The 24872-nt window shown below is 70.4% G+C and carries 20 protein-coding genes; 15 read left to right on the top strand and 5 right to left on the bottom strand.

Translation table 11 applies throughout. The features are described 5' to 3' along the window. Positions 1–216: 216 nt before the first annotated feature. Together OG266_RS12410 and thiD are read left to right on the top strand one after the other, a co-directional pair. Complete coding sequence (locus OG266_RS12410; RefSeq protein ID WP_266474654.1) at positions 217–1182, top strand: thiamine-phosphate kinase; 966 nt, start codon at positions 217–219, stop codon at positions 1180–1182. Continuing rightward, complete coding sequence (gene thiD / locus OG266_RS12405; RefSeq protein WP_371545508.1) at positions 1179–1976, top strand: bifunctional hydroxymethylpyrimidine kinase/phosphomethylpyrimidine kinase; 798 nt, start codon at positions 1179–1181, stop codon at positions 1974–1976. Before OG266_RS12410 ends, thiD begins: the two co-directional genes overlap by 4 nt. A gap of 115 nt (positions 1977–2091) precedes the next feature. Here thiD and rpmB read toward each other — a convergent pair whose 3' ends face one another. Further along, positions 2092–2277 (bottom strand): 50S ribosomal protein L28, encoded by a 186-nt coding sequence (rpmB, locus tag OG266_RS12400; RefSeq protein ID WP_266474652.1) that lies wholly within the window; start codon positions 2275–2277, stop codon positions 2092–2094. A gap of 258 nt (positions 2278–2535) precedes the next feature. Here rpmB and OG266_RS12395 point away from each other — a divergent pair, with 258 nt between their 5' ends. Then, the gene (locus OG266_RS12395) at positions 2536–4275 is read left to right on the top strand and encodes a DAK2 domain-containing protein (protein WP_371545505.1); all 1740 of its coding nucleotides are present in this window, start codon (positions 2536–2538) and stop codon (positions 4273–4275) included. Positions 4276–4473: 198 nt separating this feature from the next. Here OG266_RS12395 and OG266_RS12390 read toward each other — a convergent pair whose 3' ends face one another. Next, positions 4474–7461, bottom strand: coding sequence for a tetratricopeptide repeat protein (locus tag OG266_RS12390; RefSeq protein ID WP_371545504.1), 2988 nt, complete (start codon positions 7459–7461; stop codon positions 4474–4476). After that, positions 7458–9296: an HSP90 family protein gene (locus OG266_RS12385; RefSeq protein WP_371545502.1), complete on the bottom strand. Its 1839-nt coding sequence runs from the start codon at positions 9294–9296 to the stop codon at positions 7458–7460. Before OG266_RS12385 ends, OG266_RS12390 begins: the two co-directional genes overlap by 4 nt. Before the next feature lie 163 nt (positions 9297–9459). Between OG266_RS12385 and recG the strand changes: the two genes are divergently transcribed. The 8 genes from recG to mutM all read left to right on the top strand — a co-directional run bounded on the left by recG (position 9460) and on the right by mutM (position 16867). Next, positions 9460–11679 (top strand): ATP-dependent DNA helicase RecG, encoded by a 2220-nt coding sequence (gene recG, locus OG266_RS12380; RefSeq protein ID WP_266474648.1) that lies wholly within the window; start codon positions 9460–9462, stop codon positions 11677–11679. Between the two features lie 105 nt (positions 11680–11784). Then, a complete protein-coding gene (gene rsmD, locus OG266_RS12375; RefSeq protein ID WP_266474647.1) occupies positions 11785–12372 on the top strand; it encodes a 16S rRNA (guanine(966)-N(2))-methyltransferase RsmD in 588 nt (195 codons plus the stop codon). A gap of 26 nt (positions 12373–12398) precedes the next feature. Beyond that, positions 12399–12878: a pantetheine-phosphate adenylyltransferase gene (coaD, locus tag OG266_RS12370; RefSeq protein WP_266475064.1), complete on the top strand. Its 480-nt coding sequence runs from the start codon at positions 12399–12401 to the stop codon at positions 12876–12878. A gap of 110 nt (positions 12879–12988) precedes the next feature. Beyond that, positions 12989–14065, top strand: coding sequence for a cell division initiation protein (locus OG266_RS12365; protein WP_371545500.1), 1077 nt, complete (start codon positions 12989–12991; stop codon positions 14063–14065). A gap of 125 nt (positions 14066–14190) precedes the next feature. Then, positions 14191–14844 (top strand): DUF177 domain-containing protein, encoded by a 654-nt coding sequence (locus OG266_RS12360; RefSeq protein WP_266474645.1) that lies wholly within the window; start codon positions 14191–14193, stop codon positions 14842–14844. Between the two features lie 2 nt (positions 14845–14846). Further along, positions 14847–15020, top strand: a complete 174-nt coding sequence (gene rpmF / locus OG266_RS12355; protein ID WP_033321093.1) for a 50S ribosomal protein L32 — start codon at positions 14847–14849, stop codon at positions 15018–15020. Positions 15021–15039: 19 nt separating this feature from the next. Continuing rightward, a complete protein-coding gene (gene rnc, locus OG266_RS12350) occupies positions 15040–15879 on the top strand; it encodes a ribonuclease III (RefSeq protein WP_266474644.1) in 840 nt (279 codons plus the stop codon). Positions 15880–16006: 127 nt separating this feature from the next. Next, positions 16007–16867, top strand: a complete 861-nt coding sequence (mutM, locus tag OG266_RS12345; protein ID WP_371545498.1) for a bifunctional DNA-formamidopyrimidine glycosylase/DNA-(apurinic or apyrimidinic site) lyase — start codon at positions 16007–16009, stop codon at positions 16865–16867. Between the two features lie 14 nt (positions 16868–16881). On the opposite strand, the gene OG266_RS12340 is transcribed toward mutM, so the two are convergent. Continuing rightward, positions 16882–17289: a winged helix-turn-helix transcriptional regulator gene (locus OG266_RS12340; protein WP_371545495.1), complete on the bottom strand. Its 408-nt coding sequence runs from the start codon at positions 17287–17289 to the stop codon at positions 16882–16884. Positions 17290–17355: 66 nt separating this feature from the next. Next, positions 17356–18321 (bottom strand): CAP domain-containing protein, encoded by a 966-nt coding sequence (locus OG266_RS12335; RefSeq protein WP_266474637.1) that lies wholly within the window; start codon positions 18319–18321, stop codon positions 17356–17358. 142 nt (positions 18322–18463) lie between these two features. Between OG266_RS12335 and OG266_RS12330 the strand changes: the two genes are divergently transcribed. The 4 genes from OG266_RS12330 to OG266_RS12315 all read left to right on the top strand — a co-directional run bounded on the left by OG266_RS12330 (position 18464) and on the right by OG266_RS12315 (position 24793). Beyond that, entirely contained in the window at positions 18464–18745 is a 282-nt protein-coding gene (locus OG266_RS12330) for an acylphosphatase (RefSeq protein WP_266474636.1), read from the top strand. A gap of 386 nt (positions 18746–19131) precedes the next feature. Further along, positions 19132–19332 (top strand): hypothetical protein, encoded by a 201-nt coding sequence (locus OG266_RS12325; RefSeq protein WP_266474634.1) that lies wholly within the window; start codon positions 19132–19134, stop codon positions 19330–19332. A 208-nt stretch (positions 19333–19540) separates the two neighbouring features. Further along, positions 19541–23122, top strand: coding sequence for a chromosome segregation protein SMC (smc, locus tag OG266_RS12320; RefSeq protein WP_371545494.1), 3582 nt, complete (start codon positions 19541–19543; stop codon positions 23120–23122). Between the two features lie 255 nt (positions 23123–23377). After that, a complete protein-coding gene (locus OG266_RS12315) occupies positions 23378–24793 on the top strand; it encodes a sugar porter family MFS transporter (RefSeq protein ID WP_371545491.1) in 1416 nt (471 codons plus the stop codon). Positions 24794–24872 lie beyond the last annotated feature (79 nt).

The following is a 24872-nucleotide window of genomic DNA, read 5'->3' as shown; positions in this document are numbered from 1 at the left end:
CGTCGCCGCTCGCCGCGGGGAGACCCGCGGTGACTGGGGCTTGCGCGCCGGGGTGCACAGACTGCACAAGTTGACGGTCGATTCGACCGTACCGAGTACGGAGACGGCACGCGACCGCACCGAGGACGGTTCGCGTAGCGCGGCACATGCGGTACGTCACGCGGTTCGTACGCGACGTACCGTGGCGCAGACAGGAAGAGAAGGGGCAGTACGACTATGAAGGGCACCGTGGGCGAGTTGGGGGAGTTCGGGCTCATCAAGGAGCTCACCTCGCGTCTCACCACCACCCCGGCGGTCCGGGTCGGCCCCGGCGACGACGCCGCGGTGGTGGCCGCGCCCGACCGCAGGGTCGTGGCGAGCACCGACATCCTCCTGGAGGGGCGGCACTTCCGGCGCGACTGGTCGACGGCGTACGACGTCGGGCGCAAGGCGGCCGCGCAGAACCTCGCGGACATCGCCGCGATGGGCGCCGTACCGACCGCGCTGCTGCTCGGCCTGGTCGTCCCGGCCGAACTCCCCGCCACCTGGCCGTCCGAGATGATGGACGGGCTGCGCGACGAGTGCCAGGTCGCGGGCGCCTCCGTGGTCGGCGGCGATGTCGTACGCGGCGACACCATCATGGTGTCGATCACCGCGCTCGGCGATCTGCGCAACCACGAGCCGGTGACCCGGGGCGGCGCCCAGCCCGGTGACGTGGTCGCCGTGACGGGCTGGCTGGGCTGGTCGGCGGCCGGCTTCGCGGTGCTCTCTCGGGGCTTCCGCTCGCCGCGCGCCTTCGTGGAGGCGCACCGGCGTCCGGAGCCGCCGTATCACGCGGGTCCCGCGGCGGCCGGGCTCGGCGCGACCTCGATGACGGACGTCAGCGACGGGCTGATCGCCGACCTCGGGCACATCGCCGAGGCGAGCAAGGTGCGCATCGACGTGCGTTCCGGCGACATCGACATCCCGACCCAGATGAACGACATCGGGCAGGCCGTCGGCGTCGACCCCATCCAGTGGGTGCTCACCGGCGGCGAGGACCACGCGATCGTCGCCACCTTCCCGCCGGACGTGAAGCTGCCCGCCCGCTGGAAGATCATCGGCGAGGTGCTCAACCCGTCGGCGCTGCCTCAGGTGACGGTGGACGGCGCTCCGTGGACGAGCAAGGGCGGCTGGGACCACTTCGGGGACATCGAGTCGTGAGTGCGCCGCCGAGGGTTCTGACGGTCGCGGGCTCGGACTCCGGTGGCGGGGCCGGGATTCAGGCCGACCTGAAGACGATGCTGGCGCTCGGCGTGCACGGCATGAGCGTGATCACGGCGGTCACCGCGCAGAACTCCCTCGGCGTGCAAGGCGCTTGGGAGCTGCCGGTGGAGGCCGTGCGGGCCCAGTACCGCAGCGTCGTCGACGACATCGGTGTCCAGGCGGTCAAGACCGGCATGCTCGCCTCCGCCGAACTCGTCGAAGCCGTGGCCGAGTTGATCGGCGACACTGCCGCGCCGGCCGTCGTCGACCCGGTCGGCATCTCCAAGCACGGCGACTCGCTGCTGGCCGCTTCCGCGCTGGATTCCGTACGTACGAAGCTGCTGCCGGCCGCGACCGTGGCGACGCCGAACCTCGACGAGGTGGCTCAGCTCACGGGTGTACGGGTCGAGTCGGAGGAGCAACTGCGCGGGGCCGCAGCGGCTGTGCTGGCGTACGGCCCGAAGTGGGTGCTGATCAAGGGCGGCCATCTGTCCGGAGACGCCGTCGATCTGCTGACGGACGGGTCCGAGGAGCACTGGCTGCGCGCGCCCCGCCACGACAACCGCCACACGCACGGCACGGGCTGCACGCTGGCCTCGGCCATCGCGTGCGGGCTGGCGAAGGGGCAGTCGGTGCCTGAGGCCGTCGCGATGGCCAAGGAGTACGTCACCGGGGCGATCGCGGCCGGGTTCGCGCTGGGGGGCGGGATCGGGCCGGTGGATCATGGGTGGCGGTTCAGGGCAGGCACGTAAGCGTTTGCGTAAGCGTTTACGCGAGTTTTTGTGTGGGCGCAGCAAAAAACCGGCCCACCGTGAGGTGGACCGGTTCAGTGCAAGCGAACCAGCAGTGGCCGCGCGCTAGCGGTTGTCAGCGCGTGACCTTGCCGGCCTTGATGCACGAGGTGCAAGCGTTCACGCGCTTCGGCGTCCCGCCGACCACAGTACGAACGCGCTGGATGTTGGGATTCCAGCGACGGGGCGTACGGCGGTGCGAGTGCGAGATGCTGTTGCCGAAGCCCGGCCCCTTGCCGCAGACGTCGCAGTTGGCAGCCACGGGCTCACTCCAAAAACTTCAGATGCACTTACGGTGGATCCCGGCATGCCGGGATCAAGATCTACGATCTGAGTGGCGTTGCCAGGAGGAAGGCCCGATGAGATCGGGCAACCGGAGCAGCATACAACGACTGCGTCCAGACAACGAAACTACCATGGCTGCTCAGGGCCACGCCCCAGCCCTCCGCAGGCCCCCTACCGACAGTAACCCCTTCTGGGTCTACGCTGCGTCCACGTCCAGCTGCTCAAGGAGGCGCAGGTGCCGCAGGTGCCGCAGACGTTCGATGCTCTCGCGGTGCGCACCTGGTGCGGTCTCGCGCTGGAGGCGCTGGGACGGGCGCGCGAGGAGATAGACGCGATCAACGTCTACCCGGTGGCCGACGGGGACACCGGCACCAACCTGTATCTGACGCTGGAGTCGGCGACCGCGGCGGTCGAGGCGGTCTTCGGGGGGCACGAGGTCGGGGGGCACGAGGCCGGCGGGGGTGACGAGGCCGGTGGGGGCAGGCCGACGCTCGCCGACGCCGTACGGGCCATGGCCCACGGGGCGCTCATAGGGGCCCGGGGCAACTCCGGCACGATCCTTGCGCAGCTGCTGCGCGGCATGGCGCAGGTGCTCGCCGCCGACAGTGAGACCGCTCACACCGACGGGCCGGGCCTGCGGCTCGCCCTACGGCAAGCCGCCGATTCCGCCCGCCAGGCCGTCGCGCACCCCGTCGAGGGCACGGTCCTCACGGTCGCCTCGGCCGCCGCCGACGCGGCCAACGGCGCCGAGGGGGACTGCGGCACGGTCGCACGCGCGGCGTACGAGGGGGCACGGGCGGCCCTCGCCGCGACGCCCGGGCAACTGGCCGTCCTGGAGCGCGCCGGTGTGGTCGACGCGGGCGGACGGGGTCTGGTCGCGGTGCTGGCGGCGCTGGTGGAGACCTTCACGGGGGAGGCGCCGAGGATGCGCCTCGGCTCTCCCGAGGTCCACGCGCGCGTGGCGGCAGTCGTGACCGAGGTCGACATCGTCGGTGCCGGCATCGGCGGAGTGCACCCCGACGTGTGCGAGGACGGAGCGCCGGAAGAAGGCGGGCCCGCCTTCGAGGTGATCTATCTCCTGGAGGCGGAGGACGCGGCCGTGGACCGGTTGCGGGGCCGGCTGGACCTCCTGGGCAACTCGCTCGTCGTCGTCGGCGGGGACGGGCTGTGGAACGTCCATGTGCACGTGGACGACGCGGGTGCCGCCGTGGAGGCGGGCGTCGAGGCCGGGCGGCCGTACCGGATCAGGATCACGCACTTCGGGCTCGGGGACGTCCACACCGGGGGACCGGGGCGGCCGCCCCGGGAGCGGGCGCAGCGGGCCGTTGTGGCGGTCGTGCCCGGAGAGGGGCTGGCCGGGCTGTACGCGGAGGCCGGGGCGACCACCGTGCTCGCACGGCCCGGGGAGCCGCCCGCGAGCGGAGAGCTCGTCGAGGCCGTACGGCGTGCCCACGCGCGCGAGGTGGTGCTCCTGCCCAATGACGCCGAGCTGCGTCACACCGCGGCAGCCGCCGCCGAGCAGGCTCGCGCGGACGGTGTCCGGGTCGCGCTGATCCCGACCCGGTCCGCGGTTCAGGGCATCGCCGCGCTCGCTGTGCACGAGCCGGAACGGCGCTTCGACGAGGACGTCGTTGCCATGACCTCCGCGGCGGGTGCCACCCGCTACGCCGAGGTCGTCGTCGCCGAGCGTCAGTCCTGGACCATGGCCGGCATCTGCCAGGCCGGAGACGTCCTCGGCCTCATCGACGGCGATGTCGCCGTCATCGGCTCCGACATCACCACCACCGCCGAATCCGTCCTGGACCGCATGCTCTCCGCCGGCGGAGAGATGGTGACCCTCGTGCTGGGCGACGAGGCGCCCGACGCCATTGCCGCCCATCTGGAGTCCCGGGTTCGGGAGTCGTATCTGGCGGTGGACACGGTGGTGTATCGGGGCGGGCGGCAGGGGGCGTTGTTGTTGATCGGGGTGGAGTAGACGGTGGGGTGGGGGTGGGTTTTTCGCCCCCTCCGCCCCTTCCCGTCCCGTTCCTGGGGGCTGCGCCCCCAGACCCCCGCTGTCGGCCTGGACGGCCTCGTCCTCAAACGCCGGACGGGCTGAGACCGGGCGTAGCCCGGAAGTACGGGAAGGGTAGGGGCGGAGGGGGCGAAGAAAACCCACCCCCACCCCCACCGGTCAGCCCTCCGAACTCGCCCCCGTCAGCTTCAGCATGTTCTCCGCCTCCGCGCACCGCGCCTCCGCGGTCTCCCCGTCGACCCCCGCGTACGCGGAAAGCACCGCACGCGCGCGTGCCATGGCCGCGGCGGGTCGGTGGAGGTCCGCCTCCAGCCACCCGGCGGCGAGTTCGGCACCGGTACGGACCTCGAGGACCTCGTCCCCGAGGGCGGCGAACACGGAGATCGCTTGCGTGACATGGGCAAGGGCCTCTTCGTAAGAGGCCCTTGCCGAAGCCTCCTCCGCGTCGTCCGGCACGGAACGAGCCACCAGGTCGCCGAACTGACGGTAGGTGTGCCCGAGTTCGGCGACGAGCCGGAGTTGCACGCCCTCGTCCTCGGGGGAGTCGAAGGCGACCGGCACGTCCTGGATCGCGACCTCGCACTCCCGCACCGCCGCCGCCATCAACTCCCGTGCCCCGTCGAGTCCCGCCTCCGTACGGGCGGCTGCCCAGGCACGGGCCCGCAGCGAGCGCACCAGCCCGTGGACGTTGCCGAGCTCGCGCCAGAGGTCGCCGGCGCGGGCGTACGCCTGGTCCGCCTGGGCGGGCAGCCCGGCGTGGCCGAGGGCCTCGGCGGCGAGATGGGCGAGCATCGCGTGGTCGCGCTGTTCGGACCAGTGGCGGGCGATGTCGGCGGCCTGCAGCCAGCGTTCGGCGGCCTCGCGGTGATCGCCGAGTTCGGTGAGACAGTCGCCGAGCCACCACTGGGTCTGCACGATCGCACCGTCGCCGTGCATGTCGGTGGTCAGGTCGGGCAGCGCGGACTCCAGTATCTCGGCGGCCTCGGCCCACCGCCCCTGCCGGACCAGGAAACCGCCGAGCTGATGCCGGGCCCAGGCGCCGAGCGTGGCACTCTGGCCCGCTTCGTCGGCCCAGTGCGCGGCCTCCAGGGCGTGTTGGGCGGCGGGCCCGAACTGCCCGGTGCCGCCGAGGATTTCGGCGAGCTGAAGGTGCAGTTGCGCATGACCCGGCGCCTCCATGTGCAGCGCGCCGTGCTCCAGCGCCGCGCGCGCCGCCCGCTCCGCGGCCTCGGCGTCGCCGAGGTGCAGGGCGATACCGGCGAGCCGCGCCTCGTGCTCCACGGCGAACCACGGCAGCCCGGCCGACACATAGGTCTCGACGGCCCGCCCAAGCAGCTCCGCGGCCTGTTCGGCGTCCCCGGAACGCGCCGCCAGTTCCCCGAGCATCGCGTGCGCCTCCGCCGCCCGCGAGGCCAGCCGCACGTCCCCGACATGCGGCTCGGCAAGAGCCAACAACTCCCGCGCCGCGGCTTCGGCAGCGCCCACGACGTCGCCGTCGGGCGTGCCCGCGCTTTCCGCCGTCCCTGCGCTTTCGTCCGCGTCCGCGTCGCCGTCCACCCGATGCATCAGAACCCGCGCCCGCCCCACCAGCACGGACGCCGTCTGAGACACCCCCGTCCCGCCCTCCGCGAAGAGCGCGAGCACCCGCTCGTACAGCTCCGAGACGGCCGTCAGGGCCTCCTCGGACTCGCCCGTCAGGGCGAGTACGTACGCGGCGCGGGCGCGCGCTGCGAGGGCCTCGCCGGGGTCGTCCGCCTCGGCGTACAGCTCGGCCGCTTGACGGAAGAGCTCGATGCCGTCCGGGCCGAGCCCCATCGCCGCGTGGTCGGCGATCTCCGCGCGGTCGCGGGCATCCAGTTCGTGGCCCTCGGCGGCGCGCGAGACCGCCGCCCACGCCTCGACGGCGTCCGGGCTCCGGGAGTCCGAGAGGCGGCGGGCCTCGGTGAGCAGCGCGGGGAGGTCGGGCTCGGTGGCCGGTTCCGTGACGGCGGGCGGCCTGGGCGCGTGCGCCGTGGGCGCGGGGCGTGAGGAGCGCACGCCCAGCGGCAGGCGGTCCACGAGCGCCGAATGGTTCATCCGCGAGCGGGCGCGCGCGCTGACGTACGACGTGCCGTTGCGTGCGTCGAAGCGCGCCGCCAGCGAAAGTGCCTCCCCGCGCGCGTGGGTGGCGAGGTCGCGTGCGGTCCACGCGCGGCCGGCCGGCCCGGGAACCGTCTGGTCGCCGAGCCCGAGGGAGGTCAGGCGGTCCATGAGGATGGCCACCACCGCCATGAAGTCCAGCTTGCTGCGCGGGTCCCCGGAGTCCGTGAAGTACGCGGGGCGCTCGGCGAGCAGTTCCAGCGCGCGCGCCTCGTTGCCGGAGAGCGCGCAGAACTCCACGTGGTCCGCGTACGCGCCGCGCATGCTCTCCATGGCGCGGACGAGCCGGAAGCCCCGTAGATGGTGGGCGCGCGCCTCGTCCACGCGCCCCAGGCGCAGCAGGGGCACCAGGGAGGACGCGAGGACGGTGTGCGGCTCATGGGCGCAGGAGTACTCGCCCTCCAGGACAGGGCCCCACAGCTCCAGAGCCTCCGCGTCGGAGCCGCGCTGCGCCCGCCACCACCCCTGCCCGTGCAGCTCGCACGCGTGGCAGTCGGCCATGGTGTCCCGGTCGGCGGCCAGCCAGGCGGCGTACGCCCGCTCGGCGCGGTCCAGGTCGCCGAGATGGGCGGCCACGCTGAACTCGGCGCTGCGTACCGCCCGTTCGGAGCGTCCGGCCAGCCGGTAGCGGTGCTCCATCTCGCCGAGCCACTTCTGAATGGAGGCGAGCGGAATGTGCGGCTGGTCCAGCATTCCGGCCGACATCCACTTGAAGACCCAGTGCAGGGAGTGGATCTCGTACTCGTCGAAGTCCTCGGGGCGTTCGTCCCACATGCGCAGCAGGCGCGCGAAGGGGACGAACATCTTGTCCTTCTCGGAGCTGTAGTTGTAGACCTTCAGCTGGTGCCCGAGCGCCTCGATCACCGCGAGGGGGATGCCGAGTTTCTCGGCCGCGGTGAGCAGCTGCTCCGCGCGCGCGTTGCGGGCCGGTCCCTCCGGCTGGTCGTAGTTGTCCGCCATCGCCTGGCGGAGGGCGTCGAAGTCCGTGATTCCGTCGATCCCGCTCATCGGTGGCCGTCCTCCCCGGAGTTGGTGTGCGTGGCCCATTCGAGGAGGCCGATGAACGCGCGGTTGAGGAGCGCGGAGTCCGCGGGCCGCAGTGGGCGCTGGGCCATCAGCAGGGCCTGTCCGTAGAGGGACTCCGTGGCGGTGCCGATCAGCTCCGGGTCTTCCAGCGAACTGATCCTCCGGATCAGCGGGTTGAGGTGATTGAGCACCAGACGCGCGCGTGGAGCGCTGCCGCGCAGCGAGCCGAGGATGCCGGCCCACAGGTCGTCGGCCTGGTCCTCGGCCTCCGCACGGGCCTGCTCGTGGCGGGCCGCCCGGTCGTCCAGGTGCAGGGCCGGGACCGAGAGCGGGTGGAAGGCACGCAGGACCACATCGCACCCCAGGGGGTCGAGTTTGGCCCGCGCGGCCCCCAGGAAGGCCGACAGCGCCAGTTCCTCGGCCGGGTCGACCGAGTCCAGGTGCGCCGTCACGGTGTCGGCGTCCAGCTCCGAGACGACCGTCCCGGGGCGCACCGACGGCAGCGCCTCCACCAGTTCGCTGTCGTACGTGTAGCCGCCGTTGACGACCCCGACGCCCTGCGCGGAGGCGATCGGCGCGACCTGCCGGTACTCCTCCACGGTCCGCGTGAAGTGCACCACCGGGTGCCGCTGGGCGAACTCCTCCAGGGAGAGCCGCCCGTCGGTCGTCTCGAAGGGCAGCCACGGCAGCATCGTGCGCAGCATCTCGGTGTCGTGCCGGGCAAGGGACTTCACGCCCAGGTAGTGCACGGAGAGGAAGGCCGCCAGCCGATCCGGGTCGCCGGCCGCGAGCCCGGTCAGCCAGGACCGGATCCGCTCGCCCAGCGCCTCGCGTACGGCGGCGAGGGTCTCGTCCTCGTACAGCGACTCGCGCGACGCCGTGGGCCGCAGACTGTCCGTGTCCAGGACGCAGCGCACGAAGAACGCCCAGTCGGGCAGCAGCTGTTCGGCCCGCTCGGTGAGCAGCATGCCCTTCAGGTGCACGCGATGGCTCGCGCGCTGGGCCGGACTGACCGAGGACGGCAGGACGTACGCCACCCCCCGGATCCCGGCGAGCGGCACGTCCAGGTCGATCGAGTCCAGCGGCGTGAACCCGAACAGGTCGTGGCAGTGCCGCGCCAGGGCCACCCTTCGGGTGGCGGGGCTCGGGTACGCGCGGTCCCAGGGCGCCGGAAGGTCCGTGATCGCCTCGTCGCCGACGCGAACGTCGTACGGCAGCAGCGCACCGAAGTCCCGCGCCAGCGACCGGACCTTCTCCTCCGTGAGCCACTCGCCGGCCCCGGCCCGCGCCACCAGGTGCACGGTGGTGCCCGGTTCGGTGCGCGCCTCGTGCGGCAGCGTGCGCACGGTGTACGAGCCGTCGTCGGCCGCCGTCCACTCCACGGGCGGCGCCTCGGGCGTACGCGCGCTGCGGCTGACGACCCGGATTCGCTCGGCCACCACGAAACACGCGAGCAGCCCGATGCCGAACTGACCCAGGAAATCCGAACGCGCCGATTCCAGACCGTCGTTCCGCTTGGAGCTGCGGCCGATGGTCGCGAGGAGGCTGTGCACGTCGGACTCGGTGAGCCCGATCCCGGAGTCCTCGACACGCAGGGTGCCGTCCTGGGCGTACAGGCGCACGGTGGCAGGAGCGTCCGGCTGTTCCGCGCGCCGGGCGGTGATCGCGTCCACGGCGTTCTGCAGCAGCTCGCGCAGATAGACCTTGGGACTCGAGTAGAGGTGATGGGAGAGCAGGTCCACCAAACCGCGCAGATCGACCTGGAACGTATGAGGTGACTGGGATGCCTGGGATGACTGTGAGGTCTGAGAATCCATCGTCGCAGCGCCGGTGGGGGGACGGGCGACGGCGCGGGGTCGGGCGGTCCCGGGGGACGGTGACCGCGAAGAGGGCCGGAGCGCGTCATCCTAGGCCCGGAACGACCCGCCTGACCAGCGGATTTCCAGGACGTATACGGCGATGTCAGTGCGGTGGTGTGCAATGGATCTCGTGTCCGCGCTCGAAGAACCACTGAAAAATGCGCTCGGTCCCGCCACCGCGAAGGTGATGGCCGAGCACCTTGGCCTGCACACCGTCGGTGATCTGCTGCACCACTATCCCCGCAGATACGAGGAGCGCGGCCAGCTCACCCACCTCGCCGACCTGCCCATGGACGAGCATGTGACGGTGGTCGCCCAGGTCGCCGACGCGCGCCTGCACACCTTCGCCTCGTCGAAGGCGCCCCGCGGCAAGGGCCAGCGCCTCGAAGTGACCATCACGGACGGCAGCGGCCGCCTCCAGCTGGTCTTCTTCGGCCACGGCGTGCACAAGCCCCACAAGGAGCTGCTGCCCGGCACGCGCGCGATGTTCTCCGGCAAGGTCTCCGTCTTCAACCACCGCCTGCAGCTGGCCCATCCGGCGTACGAGTTGCTGCGCGGCGACGACGACGAGGCGACCGAGACCGTCGGCTCCTGGGCAGGTGCCCTCATTCCGCTCTACCCGGCCACCGCCAAGCTGGAGTCCTGGAAGATCGCCAAGTCCGTGCAGACGGTCCTGCCGAACGCCCAGGAGGCCGTGGACCCGCTCCCGGACTCGCTGCGGGACGGCCGTGGCCTCGTCACTCTCCCCGAGGCACTCCTGAAGATCCACCGTCCGCAGACCAAGGCGGACGTCCTCGACGCCCGCGCCCGGCTCAAGTGGGACGAGGCCTTCGTCCTCCAGGTCGCGCTGGCCCGCCGCCGGTACGCCGACGCCCAACTCCCCGCCGTGGCCCGCGAACCCAAGCCGGCCGGCCTCCTCACCGCCTTCGACGCCAAGCTCCCCTTCACCCTCACCGAGGGCCAGCAGAAGGTCTCCAAGGAGATCTTCGACGACCTCGCGACCGAGCATCCGATGCACCGGCTGCTCCAGGGAGAGGTCGGTTCCGGCAAGACGATGGTGGCCCTGCGCGCCATGCTCGCCGTCGTCGACTCGGGCGGGCAGGCCGCCATGCTCGCGCCCACCGAAGTCCTCGCCCAGCAGCACCACCGTTCGATCACGGAGATGATGGGCGAGCTGGCCGAGGGCGGGATGCTCGGAGGGGTCGAGCACTCCACGAAGATCGTGCTGCTCACGGGGTCCATGGGGACCGCCGCCCGGCGGAAGGCGCTGCTCGACCTCGTCACGGGTGAGGCCGGGATCGTCATCGGCACGCATGCGCTGATCGAGGACAAGGTGCAGTTCCACGACCTGGGCCTGGTCGTGGTCGACGAGCAGCACCGCTTCGGTGTCGAGCAGCGCGACGCCCTGCGCGGCAAGGGCAAGCAGCCGCCGCACCTGCTGGTCATGACCGCCACACCCATCCCGCGCACCGTCGCGATGACCGTCTTCGGCGACCTGGAGACCTCGGTCCTCGACCAGCTCCCCGCCGGGCGCTCACCGATCGCCACCCATGTCGTCCCCGCCGCCGACAAGCCGCACTTCCTGTCGCGCGCGTGGGAGCGCGTGCGCGAGGAAGTGGAGAACGGCCATCAGGCGTACGTCGTCTGCCCCCGCATCGGCGACGACGAGGACGATCCGGCCAAGGCCAGGAGCAAGAAGAAGTCGCCGGAGGACGAGGCCGAGAAGCGCCCGCCGCTCGCCGTCCTCGACATCGCCGACCAACTGGCCAACGGCGCCCTCCAAGGGCTCAAGGTCGAAGTCCTGCACGGCAGGATGCAGCCCGACGACAAGGACGCCGTCATGCGCCGCTTCTCCGCGGGCGAGACCGACGTCCTGGTCGCGACGACCGTGATCGAGGTCGGGGTGAACGTGCCGAACGCCACAGCGATGGTGATCATGGACGCCGACCGGTTCGGCGTATCGCAGCTCCACCAGCTCCGCGGCCGTGTCGGCCGTGGCTCGGCCCCCGGCCTGTGCCTCCTGGTCAGCGAGATGCCGGAGGCGAGCCCGGCACGCCAGCGGCTGAACGCGGTGGCGTCCACACTCGACGGCTTCGAACTCTCCCGCATCGACCTCGAACAGCGCCGCGAGGGCGATGTCCTCGGCCAGGCCCAGTCCGGCGTCCGCTCCTCGCTGCGCATGCTGGCCGTCATCGAGGACGAGGACATCATCGCGGAGGCCCGCGAGGAGGCCACCACGGTCGTCGCCGCCGACCCGGAGCTCGAGGGGCTTCCCGGCCTGCGTACGGCTCTCCAGGCTCTGCTCGACGAGGAGAGGGAGCAGTACCTGGACAAGGGCTGAGACGGCAGCAGATGGACGGAGGCTGAGAGGCAGTACGCGCACAGCGGCTGAGAGACTGGGAGCCGACTCACCTGCCGCCCTTCCTCACCAGCGCAAAGGACCCTCATGACCCGCGTGATCGCCGGCCGGGCCGGCGGACGCCGCCTGGCCGTCCCGCCGGGCACAGGCACCCGGCCCACCTCCGACCGGGCGCGCGAGGGCCTCTTCTCCACCTGGCAGTCGCTGCTCGGCGGCCCCCTGGAGGGCGAGCGCGTCCTCGACCTGTACGCCGGGTCGGGCGCCGTGGGGCTCGAGGCGCTCAGCCGTGGCGCCGGACACACCCTGCTCGTCGAGGCCGACGCCCGCGCGGCCCGCGTCATCCGCGAGAACGTGAAGTCACTGGGCCTGCCCGGCGCCGAGGTCAGACCGGGCAAAGCGGAACAGATCATCCAGACGCCGGCGCCTGCGGACCCGTACGACCTGGTCTTCCTCGACCCCCCGTACGCCGTCTCCGACGACGATCTTCGCGAGATTCTGCTCACACTCCGGACGGGGGGCTGGCTCGCGGCCGATGCCCTCGTCACCGTGGAGCGCAGCACCAGAGGCGGCGAATTCGGGTGGCCGGACGGTTTCGCGGCGATCAGGGCCCGTCGTTACGGCGAGGGGACGTTTTGGTACGGTCGCGCCGCCTCTACGTGCGAAGACGCACGATGACCGGACTGGAGAGCGAGGGACCTCAGTTGCGCCGCGCCGTCTGTCCCGGGTCGTTCGACCCGATTACCAACGGACATCTCGACATCATCGCCAGAGCCTCCAAGCTGTACGACGTCGTGCACGTCGCGGTGATGATCAACCAGTCCAAGAAGGGTCTCTTCGAGATCGACGAGCGGATCGAGCTGATCCGCGAGGTCACCGCCGAGTTCGGCAACGTCGAGGTCGAGGCGTTCCACGGCCTCCTCGTCGACTTCTGCAAGCAGCGCGACATCCCCGCGATCGTCAAGGGCCTGCGCGCCGTCAGCGACTTCGACTACGAACTGCAGATGGCCCAGATGAACATCGGCCTGTCGGGTGTGGAGACCCTCTTCGTCCCCACCAACCCGACCTACAGCTTCCTGTCGTCCTCGCTCGTCAAGGAGGTCGCGACCTGGGGCGGCGACGTCTCCCACCTGGTGCCACCCGTGGTCCTCGAGGCGCTCAAGGAGCGTCTCAGCCACGACTGAGCCCGCCCCGCGGACCTGACAGTCCGTCACCCGGTGTCGGGCGGGGCGGGAGTGGTCGTACAGTCGACCCGTCCGTCTCCATCACAGCTGTAGAGAGTGGCGAGCACACGGTGGACGTGCAGAAGAAGCTCGATGAGATCGTCGCGTCGGTCGGCAGCGCCCGTTCCATGCCCATGTCGGCCTCGTGCGTGGTCAACCGCGCCGAGCTGCTCGCCATGCTCGAAGAGGTGCGTCAGGCGCTGCCCGGCTCCCTCGCACAGGCCGAGGAGCTGATCGGCGGCCGCGAGCAGATGGTCGAGCACGCCCGCCAGGAGGCCGAGCGGATCATCGAGACCGCGCACGCCGAGCGCGGCTCACTGATCTCCGACACGGAGGTCGCCCGGCGCTCCCAGGCCGAGGCCGACCGCATCATCACCGAGGCCCGCCAGGAGGCCGAGGAAGTCCGCGCGGAGGCCGACGACTACGTCGACTCCAAGCTCGCCAACTTCGAGGTCGTCCTCACCAAGACCCTCGGCTCCGTCGGCCGCGGCCGCGAGAAGCTCCTCGGCACCGGCCCCGGGGTCGACGACCAGGGGTACGAGGACGAGGACGCCCCCGAGCGCAGCCACGACCCGGAGACCCTGCGCCGGAGCGCCGACGAGTACGTCGACGTCAAGCTCGGCGCCTTCGAGGCCGTCCTCGCCAAGACCCTGGACGCCGTCGGCCGCGGCCGCCAGAAGCTGCACGGCCGGATCGCCAGCGACGACCTCGGCCTCCTCACGGAGGACGGGACACCCGTGCACCACACGAACGACAACGACTACCTGGCGGGCCTCGCGGGCACGGAGGCCCCCGAGCAGCCCGCGGAGCCCCAGGCCCCGGAGATCCCGGCCCAGCAGCAGGGCTACGTCCAGCAGGACGCGTACGCCTATCAGCAGCAGGCCCCGGATCCGTACGGATACCAGCAGCAGTACGCCCAGCAGGACGCGTACGGCTATCAGCAGCAGACCGCCGACCCGTACGCCGCCTACCCGCAGCAGCAGGGCTACGACCAGCAGCCGGCGTACGACCAGAGCCAGCAGCAGGCCTACCCGCAGCCGCAGGGGCACGCCCAGGACCCGCACGCGCAGGCGCTCGACGAGACCAGCCTCTTCGACACGAGCATGATCAGTGCGGAGCAGCTGCGGGCGTACGAACAGGGGCGCTGACACCGGATTGGGCCGAGAGCGAAAGGTCCAGTATCCTGGCTCTTCGGTCGCGTGTACGTCCGCGATCACCGCTGCCCGGAACATCATGGGCGGCACCCCTTGAGCTTCGAAGATCGAAAGCAGGAATGGCTCTGAACGCCCGCCTCGACCACCGCAACCCGCTCGTGTTCGACACACATGAGCTGGGGCGGCGTCCTGGCGCGCTGCAGCGCCTCTCCCGCACGATCGAGGCTCCCAAGGACCTCGGGATCCAGGGAGTCATCGGAGTGCCGGAAGGCGCCCCGGTGGAGCTCGAACTCCGGCTTGAGTCGGTCATGGAAGGTGTGCTTGTCACAGGCACCGCCCGTGCACTGGCCAAGGGGGAGTGCGTAAGGTGTCTGGAGCCGCTCGAGCTGGAGCTCGACGCGGAATTCCAGGAGATGTTCTCGTACCCTGACGCCGACGACCGGGGCCGCCCCAAAGCGGAGCCGGCCGACGACGCCGAGGACGACGAGGACACGCTCTTCCTCGAGGACGGCCTGTTCGACCTCGAAGTCGTGCTGCGTGATGCGGTGGTGCTCGCACTGCCGATGCAGCCGGTGTGCCAGGACGACTGCCCCGGCCTGTGCTCCGAATGCGGAGCCCGGCTCGCGGACGCCCCGGACCACCACCACGACGCCGTCGACATCCGTTGGGCGGCACTGCAGGGACTCGCCGGTTCACTCGAAGATGGCGAGAAGGACGAGTTGGGCGGCGGCGCGCTTTCATCTGCGCACGCCGACGAGAAGCAGGAGAAGTAGCCGTGGCTGTTCCGAAGCGGAAGATGTCGCGCAGCAACACGCGCCACCGCCGGTCGCAGTGGAAGGCTGCGGTCCCCAACCTGGTTGCGTGTGAGCGCTGCCACGAGCCCAAGCTGCAGCACATCGCGTGCCCCGCTTGCGGCACCTATAACAAGCGCCAGGTCCTCGAGGTCTGAGCGGCTGGTGAGAGGTCTGATGTCTGACGCCCAGGCGGATTCAAACGCCAAGAAAAAGGCGGACACAGCCTCGTCCCACACGCTTCTGGAAGGGCGGCTCGGCTACAAGCTCGAGTCCGCCCTTCTGGTGCGTGCACTGACCCACCGTTCGTACGCGTACGAGAACGGCGGTCTGCCGACCAACGAACGCCTGGAGTTCCTCGGGGACTCCGTGCTCGGCCTCGTGGTCACGGACACGCTGTACACCACCCACCCCGACCTCCCAGAAGGCCAACTGGCCAAGCTGAGGGCCGCGGTGGTCAATTCTCGTGCGCTGGCAGAGGTGGGCCGCGGGCTCGAACTCGGCTCCTTCATCCGGCTCGGCCGGGGCGAGGAAGGCACGGGAGGCCGGGACAAGGCATCCATCCTCGCCGACACCCTTGAAGCGGTGATCGGCGCGGTCTATCTCGACCAGGGTCTGGAAGCGGCGGGCGAACTCGTCCACCGGCTCTTCGACCCGCTGATCGAGAAGTCCTCGAATCTCGGTGCCGGCCTGGACTGGAAGACCAGTCTCCAGGAGCTCACCGCGACCGAAGGGCTCGGGGTTCCCGAGTACCTGGTCTCGGAGACCGGCCCGGACCACGAGAAGACCTTTACTGCTGCCGCCCGCGTCGGAGGCGTCTCGTACGGCACCGGCACCGGCCGCAGCAAGAAGGAAGCGGAACAGCAGGCCGCGGAGTCCGCGTGGCGTGCGATCCGTTCCGCCGCGGACGAACGCGCGAAGTCGGCCAGGGCTGCCGCAGAAGAAGCGGCTGCCCAGGTCACCGAGGAGAACGCCGACACCTCCTCGGCCCCGACGAGCGATTCGGCCACGGCCTGATTCCTTCACAACCGAAACACCCGCAGTACCGGCAGTAACTGATGTACCGCAGCACCCGCAGTATCCGAACCCCGTCGCAGCGCTCGCGCAGCGGCGGGGTTCGTATCGCATCCTCCGGAGGAGCACCGTGCCCGAGTTGCCCGAGGTCGAAGTCGTGCGGCGCGGCCTGGAGCGCTGGGTCAGTGGCCGGGTCGTGAAGACGGTGGAGGTACGGCATCCCCGGGCCGTGCGGCGGCACTTGGCGGGGCCCGACGGCTTCGCGAAGGCGCTCGCGGGCCATCGCGTGGGAGAGGCCAGGCGCCGGGGCAAGTACCTGTGGCTGCCCCTCGCAGACTCCCCGTACTCCGTCCTTGCGCACCTCGGCATGAGCGGCCAGCTCCTGGTCCAGCCCGAGGACGCCCCGGACGAGAAGCACCTGCGCGTCCGCATCCGCTTCGAGGACGGCCAGGGAACCGAGCTGCGCTTCGTCGACCAGCGCACCTTCGGCGGCCTCTCCCTGCACGAGAACACCTCGGACGGCCTTCCGGACGTCATCGCGCACATCGCCCGCGACCCGCTCGACCCCCTCTTCGACGACGCCGCCTTCCACACGGCGCTGCGCGGGCGACGTACGACGATCAAACGGGCGCTGCTCGACCAGTCGCTGATCAGCGGAGTCGGCAACATCTACGCGGACGAGGCGCTCTGGCGCTCCAAGCTGCACTACGAACGCCCCACGGGAACCTTCACCCGGCCGCGCACCACCGAGCTGCTCGGCCACATCCGCGACGTCATGAACGACGCCCTCGCCGCCGGCGGCACCAGCTTCGACAGCCTCTACGTCAACGTCAACGGGGAGTCGGGCTACTTCGACCGCTCGCTCGACGCGTACGGGCGGGAGGGCGAGCCCTGCGGGCGGTGCGGGACACCGATACGGCGGCGTGCCTGGATGAACCGGTCCAGCTACTTCTGCCCGCGGTGCCAGCGGCCGCCGCGCGCGAGCGCCTAGGGCCTGTCCGACACTCAGCCGCGGCGCGTCTCGTCGTAGCGCTCGCGGGACTCGAGTACGTCGTCCATGCGGCCCTCCATGAAGTGGATGAGGGTCAGCAGGCGCTCGGCGACCTCGCGGCCAAGCGGCGTGAGTGTGTAGTCGACGCGTGGCGGATTGGTCGGCTGGGCGTCGCGGTGCACCAGGCCGTCGCGCTCCAGCGCCTGGAGCGTCTGGGAGAGCATCTTCTCGCTGATTCCGTCGACACGGCGGCGCAGCTCGTTGAAACGGAGCGTGCCCTCGTGCAGGACCCCGAGGGTGAGCGCGCCCCAGCGGCCGGTGACGTGCTCCAGCGTGCCCCGGGACGGGCAGTTCCGGGCGAACACGCTGTACGCGAGGTCCTCGGACCCACCGCGCTCGGCAGTCCGCACAGCTGATTCCATGCACGCACCATACTCCGGCACAGCGCTAACCGACAGATTGCACTAACTGTGAGTTAGTGAATGGCCTCAGTAGCCGAAGTCCTGCGTCCACCAAGGGCCGCCGGAGGCGATGTGCACGCCTACGCCCAGCGTCTTGAAGTCGCAGTTCAGGATGTTGGCGCGGTGGCCGGGGCTGTTCATCCAGGCTTCCATCACGGCCTCGGCGGTGGACTGCCCGCGGGCTATGTTCTCGCCGCCCAGGTTGGTGATCCCGGCGGTCGCCGCACGGTCCCAGGGGGTGGCGCCATCCGGGTCGGTGTGGTCGAAGAAGCCGCGCGCGGCCATGTCCTCACTGAAGACCGAAGCCAGTTCCGACAGGGCGCTGTTCGCCGCCACCGGGCTGCAACCCACCTTGGCCCGCTCCGTGTTGACCAGCTCGAGCACCGCGGCCTCGGCCGCAGTCTCGGCGGACACCGTCACGGGGGCGGTGGTCTTCGGAGCCTTCGTTTCCTTCTCGGCCGGCTTCGACGGGGTCTTCGTCTTGGTGGGCTTGACCGTGGGCTTCTTCGCCGGTTCCGTCGTCGGAGCGGCCGACGGTGTGGAGGGGGCGGCCGAGGGGGAGGCGGAGCGCTCGGCGTCACGGCTCGTCCCCGTGTCGTCGCGCTCGTCCTCCGCGCTGCCCGAGGTTCCGCCCTGCTGGGTCTCCACGCTGGACGGGGAGCCTGCGGCTTGCACGTTGTCGGCGTTGTTGCCGCCACCGCCGAGCGAGTAGTTCTCACTGCCGGGCAGCACACCGGCCGCGACGGCGACGGTGCCCAGGGCCACGGCGGCGGACACGCCGAGCAGCCCCGTACGTACGGGGGTCGCACCCTTCCTCTTGCGGTGCGAGCGGGCGGAGGCGCCGCTCGGGAAGTCGGCGACTGCCGCGTAGCCGTACAGGTTCTCCGGCCCGTAGGGACCGTCTATGACCGTGCGGTCCGTGCGGGTGTCCGTGCCCCCGGTGGCGCGACCTGTGGCGGCGCGGCCGGCGGCTGAGCGTCGGTGGCGTCCCATCTCCTGGCCTTCCTCGATCTTGCAGTCAGTGAACCTCACCCGAAAGAGTGAGTTTCATATGAGACTCATTGGGTCGGGACGGTACCCCATGGCGCAAGGGGAGGAAGTGCTCCGAGAGACATTGTCCGGTTAGCGTGCACCCATGAACGAGGTTGTACGGGTGGTCGTCTGGGTACGCGGGAGGGTCCAGGGCGTGGGTTTCCGCTGGTTCACGCGGGCCAAGGCGCTGGAGATCGGGGGGCTGAGTGGTTTTGCTCTCAATTTGGACGACGGACGGGTCCAAGTGGTCGCGGAGGGCCCTCGGGCCGGCTGCCAGAGCCTGCTGGACTGGCTCCAGGGGGACGACACACCCGGGCGCGTGGACGGAGTCACTGAGATCTGGGACACGCCCCGCGGGATCTACGACGGCTTCCTCATCCGCTGACGGAGACGGCGCGACCGACCGGGCCGGAGCGGCTGGGCATACCAATGGCACCTGCCAGAAGCGGAAAGGCCCAGGTGGTTGCCAAGGACGGCTTGTAGTGGCAGGCTCCGCGAGTACGGATGATCTCCATGCCCCCAGGGCCCGCAGGAGTCGCAGCGCCGCCCTTCGAGGGCCGCGCACCCCCGGGTTGTCCGCCAGTACAGGGCGTGATCGTGTTGACCGTCAAACTTTTTGGTGAGACGCTGAAAGCCCCGCGCACCTTAGCTGTTTGGCATGTGGAACAGCAGCAAGAACTTAAAAGTGTCAAGCATCGCGGGTGCGATTCCCTCACGACCCATCGACCCACACCGTTTCGGTCGGTCACTCAGTGTGGAGGACCATCCATCATGGCAAAGGCGCTTCTCGGTTACGTCGGCGGTTCCGACCCGCGACTCATTGCCGAGATGCGACGGCTCCAGCAGCGCGTACAGGACCTCGAATCCGAGCTCGTACGGATCCAGGCCGAGAACGACGCGCTCGCGGCTGCCGCTTCTCACGACTCGCTTCTTGATCTCGACGTACCCCAGGCGGAGCCTGCGCTCACCTGATCACTGCATCGCACCACGACAGCAGTGGTTGGGCAGCCCACATCAACCGCTAAGTTGTCAGAATTGCAAGGGACGCCTCTTCGGCGTCCCTTCTTCTTTCCCCCGCGCACTCTTTCACTGTCTTTAACGTCTGGTGTGCCCTGCACGTTCATGGGTGAAACCGCGCGTTCATGGAGTGAGACCGGCCCGAAAGGTAGAGTCCAGCGGCGTGCACCTCAAGGCCCTGACCCTGCGCGGGTTCAAATCGTTCGCCTCGGCGACCACGCTGCGGTTCGAGCCGGGCATCACCTGTGTCGTGGGCCCCAACGGTTCGGGCAAGTCCAATGTCGTGGACGCGCTCAGCTGGGTCATGGGCGAGCAGGGCGCCAAGTCGCTGCGCGGCGGCAAGATGGAGGACGTCATCTTCGCCGGCACCACCGGGCGTCCCCCGCTCGGCCGGGCCGAGGTGTCCCTCACCATCGACAACTCCGACGGCGCGCTGCCCATCGAGTACGCCGAAGTCACCATCACGCGGATCATGTTCCGCAACGGCGGCAGCGAGTACCAACTCAACGGCGACACGTGTCGCCTGCTGGACATCCAGGAACTGCTGAGTGACTCCGGCATCGGCCGCGAGATGCACGTCATCGTCGGACAGGGCCAGCTCGACTCCGTACTCCACGCCGATCCGATGGGCCGCCGCGCCTTCATCGAGGAGGCCGCGGGCGTTCTCAAGCACCGCAAGCGCAAGGAGAAAGCGCTGCGGAAGCTGGACGCGATGCAGGCGAACATGGCGCGGGTCCAGGACCTGACCGACGAACTGCGTCGGCAGTTGAAGCCGCTGGGCAGGCAGGCCGCCGTCGCGCGCCGGGCCGCCGTCATCCAGGCCGATCTGCGCGACGCCCGGCTCCGTCTCCTTGCCGACGATCTCGTACGGCTGCGGCAGGCACTGCAGACCGAGATCGCCGACGAGGCCGCGCTCAAGGAACGCAAGGAAGCCGCCGAGGCCGAGCTGAAGAAGGCGCAGCAGCGCGAAGCGCTCCTGGAGGACGAGGTCCGGCAGCTCACTCCTCGCCTGCAGCGCGCCCAGCAGACCTGGTACGAGCTGTCGCAGCTCGCCGAGCGGGTGCGCGGCACGATCTCGCTGGCCGACGCGCGCGTGAAGAGCGCGACTTCGACACCTCCCGAGGAGCGGCGCGGACGCGACCCGGAGGACATGGAGCGCGAGGCCGCGCGGATCCGGGAGCAGGAGGCCGAGCTCGAAGCGGCCCTGGAGGCCGCCGAGCACGCCCTCGAGGACACCGTCGCGCACCGGGCCGAGCTGGAGCGCGAGCTCGCCGTCGAGGAACGCCGCCTCAAGGACGTCGCCCGCGCCATCGCCGACCGCCGCGAGGGGCTCGCCCGTCTCAACGGCCAGGTCAATGCCGCCCGTTCCCGGGCCGCCTCCGCCCAGGCCGAGATCGACCGCCTCGCCGCCGCGCGCGACGAGGCCCAGGAGCGGGCGTTCGCGGCCCAGGAGGAGTACGAGCAGCTGAAGGCCGAGGTCGACGGCCTCGACGCGGACGACGCCGAGCTGACGGAGCAGCACGAGGCGGCCAAGCGGGCGCTGGCCGACGCGGAAGCGGCGCTGACGGCGGCCCGCGAGGCGGCCACGGCAGCGGAACGCAGGCGCGCCGCGACCCAGGCCCGCCGTGAGGCACTCGCCCTCGGACTGCGCCGCAAGGACGGCACGGGAGCCCTGCTCGGCGCGCAGGACCGCCTCACCGGACTCCTCGGCCCCGCGGCCGAACTCCTCTCGGTCACCCCCGGCTTCGAGGTCCCGCTGGCCGCCGCCTTCGGCGCCGCGGCCGACGCCATCGCCGTCACCACCCCCGCCTCGGCGGCGGACGCCATCCGCATGCTCCGCAAGCAGGACGCGGGCCGGGCGGCGTTGCTGCTGGCGGGCGGGCCGGAGGAGCGGGGCACGCACGCGATGGAGGGCGGCGTACCTCGTCAGGAACGGAACGACGGACCTCCGTACGCCGCCGAACTCGTCCGGGGCCCCGCCGAGCTCATGCCCGCCGTACGGCGGCTGCTGCGCGGGATCGTCGTGGTCGGCACGCTCGAGGACGCCGAGGAACTCGTCTACGCGCGGCCGGAGCTGACCGCGGTCACCGCTGAAGGGGACCTGCTGGGGGCGCATTTCGCGCACGGCGGGTCGGCCGGGGCGCCGAGTCTGCTGGAGGTGCAGGCGTCCGTCGACGAGGCGGCGGCGGAGCTCGAGGAGCTGGCTGTGCGGTGTGAGGCGCTCGGCGAGGCACAGCACGAGGCCACCGGGCGGCGGAAGGAATGTGCCGCGCTCGTCGAGGAGTTGGGCGAGCGGCGGCGGGCCGCCGAGCGGGAGAAGTCGTCCGTGGCGCAGCAGCTGGGGCGGCTGGCCGGGCAGGCGCGGGGTGCGGCGGGGGAGGCCGAGCGGAGTACCGCCGCGGCCGCGCGGGCGCAGGACGCGCTCGACCGGGCCGTGGAGGAGGCGGAGGAGCTGGCCGAGCGGCTCACCGTCGCCGAGGAGATGCCGGTGGAGGAGGAGCCCGACACCGGCGTACGGGACCGGCTGGCCGCCGATGGCGCCAACGCGCGGCAGACCGAGATGGAGGCCCGGCTCCAGGTGCGTACGCACGAGGAGCGGGTCAAGGGGCTCGCCGGGCGGGCCGACGGACTCGACAAGGCCGCGCGGGCCGAACGCGAGGCACGCGCGCGTGCCGAGCAGCGGCGGGCCAGGCTGCGGCACGAGGCAGCGGTCGCCGAGGCCGTCGCCTCCGGCGCGCGGCAGCTGCTCGCGCACGTCGAGGTCTCGCTGACCAGGGCCCAGGAGGAGCGGGCCGCCGCCGAGAACGCCAAGGCCCACCGGGAGCAGGCGCTCGGTGTCGCCCGCAACGAAGGACGCGACCTCAAGGGCGAGCTCGACAAACTCACGGATTCGGTTCACCGCGGTGAGGTGCTCGGCGCCGAGAAGCGGATGCGCATCGAGCAGCTGGAGTCGAAGGCGCTGGAGGAGATGGGTGTCGAACCGGCGGGTCTGGTGGCCGACTACGGCCCGCAGCAGCCGGTGCCGCCCTCGCTCCCCGCCGAGGGTGAGGAACTGCCCGAGGACCCGGAGCACCCGCGCAACCAGCCCCGGCCGTTCCACCGCGCCGAGCAGGAGCGGCGGCTCAAGTCAGCCGAACGGGCGTACCAGCAGCTCGGGAAGGTCAACCCGCTCGCCCTTGAGGAGTTCGCCGCGCTGGAGGAGCGCCACAAGTTCCTCAGCGAGCAGTTGGAGGACCTCAAGAAGACGCGCACGGACCTGCTTCAAGTGGTGAAGGAGGTCGACGAGCGCGTCGAGCAGGTCTTCACCGAGGCGTACCGGGACACCGCCCGGCAGTTCGAGGGGGTCTTCAGCCGGCTGTTCCCGGGCGGGGAGGGGCGGCTGATCCTGACCGATCCCGACAACATGCTCACCACGGGCGTCGATGTGGAGGCCCGTCCTCCGGGCAAGAAGGTCAAGCGGCTGAGCCTGCTCTCCGGTGGCGAACGGTCCCTGACCGCCGTGGCCCTGCTCGTGTCGATCTTCAAGGCGCGGCCCAGTCCGTTCTATGTGATGGACGAGGTCGAGGCGGCGCTCGACGACACCAACCTCCAGCGGCTGATCCGGATCATGCAGGAGCTGCAGGAGGCCTCGCAGCTGATCGTGATCACGCACCAGAAGCGCACGATGGAGGTCGCCGACGCGTTGTACGGCGTCTCGATGCAGGGCGACGGTGTGTCAAAGGTCATCAGCCAGCGACTTCGCTAGGGGATGCGTGTAGCCCACACGGGTCGTGACCTGGGCTTCCGCTTGAGTTCAAGTATTGAACGAGTGATGGTCATCCCTGCGCCTAAAATTCACAGCAAGCGGACTGTTGACTTCGAAACTTGAAGGCATAGTCTCTGCAACGTTGCTTTTACCTTCAGGTGGTGGGCGGCGTGAAGTTGTGCGCCACTTGTATGACCACTTGAAGGGCTCGCCCCACACCCCCGGCAGTGAGGCCGGTGGCCCGAGGAGTTACACGTGACCAGCACAGCGCCCCCCAAGTCAGGAGCCCGAGAGGCTCATCCCGAGCATCTCGGGCACGTCATCTTCATCGCGGCGGCGGCCGCGATGGGCGGGTTCCTCTTCGGCTACGACAGTGCCGTGATCAACGGCGCCGTCGAGGCCATCCGAAGCCGGTACGACATCGGCTCGGCGGCGCTGGCCCAGGTCATCGCCATCGCACTGATCGGCTGTGCCATCGGCGCGGCGACCGCGGGCCGTATAGCCGACCGCATCGGCCGCATCCGCTGTATGCAGATCTCGGCCGTCATGTTCACGGTCAGCGCCGTCGGGTCCGCGCTGCCCTTCTCCCTGTACGACCTCGCCTTCTGGCGGATCATCGGCGGTTTCGCCATCGGCATGGCCTCCGTCATCGGCCCCGCCTACATCGCCGAGGTTGCGCCTGCCGCGTACCGCGGGCGCCTCGGCTCCTTCCAGCAGGCCGCCATCGTGATCGGCATCGCCATCTCGCAGCTGGTCAACTGGGGCATCCTGAACGCCGCCGACGGTGACCAGCGCGGTCAGGTCATGGGCCTCGAAGCCTGGCAGGTCATGCTCGGCGTCATGGTCATCCCGGCCATCCTCTACGGTCTGCTCTCCTTCGTGATCCCCGAGTCGCCGCGCTTCCTGATCTCCGTGGGCCGGGACGAGCGTGCCCGTGAGGTGCTCAAGGAGGTCGAGGGCGACAAGATCGACCTGGACGTCCGCGTCGCCGAGATCGATCACGCCATGAAGAGTGAGCACAAGTCGACCTTCAAGGACCTGCTCGGCGGCACGTTCTTCTTCAAGCCGATCGTCTGGGTCGGCATCGGCCTCTCGGTCTTCCAGCAGTTCGTCGGCATCAACGTCGCGTTCTACTACTCCTCCACGCTGTGGCAGTCGGTCGGCGTCGACCCGACCGATTCGTTCCTCTACTCGTTCACGACGTCGATCATCAACATCATCGGCACCGTGATCGCCATGATCTTCGTCGACCGGATCGGCCGTAAGCCGCTCGCTCTCATCGGCTCCGTGGGCATGGTCATCGGGCTCGGCTTGGAGGCCTGGGCCTTCTCCTTCGACCTGGTGGATGGCAAGCTGCCGGCCACCCAGGGCTGGGTCGCCCTGATCGCCGCCCACGTCTTCGTCCTCTTCTTCGCCCTCTCCTGGGGTGTCGTGGTCTGGGTCTTCCTCGGCGAGATGTTCCCGAACAGGATCCGCGCCGCCGCGCTCGGCGTCGCCGCCTCCGCGCAGTGGATCGCCAACTGGGCCATCACCGCGAGCTTCCCGTCGCTGGCCGACTGGAACCTCTCCGCGACCTACGTGATCTACACGATCTTCGCCGCGCTCTCCATCCCCTTCGTGCTCAAGTACGTGAAGGAGACCAAGGGGAAGACGCTGGAAGAGATGGGCTAGGCCTCGTAGGAACGGCCCCCCGAAACTCGGGGAGACGGGCCAAACCCCCGCTGCCCTTCTCCCCGTACTCGTAAGAAGA

It is taken from the genome of Streptomyces sp. NBC_00554 (genome assembly GCF_041431135.1).
Classification (GTDB): domain Bacteria; phylum Actinomycetota; class Actinomycetes; order Streptomycetales; family Streptomycetaceae; genus Streptomyces.
This window is presented reverse-complemented; position numbering and strand designations above follow the sequence as displayed.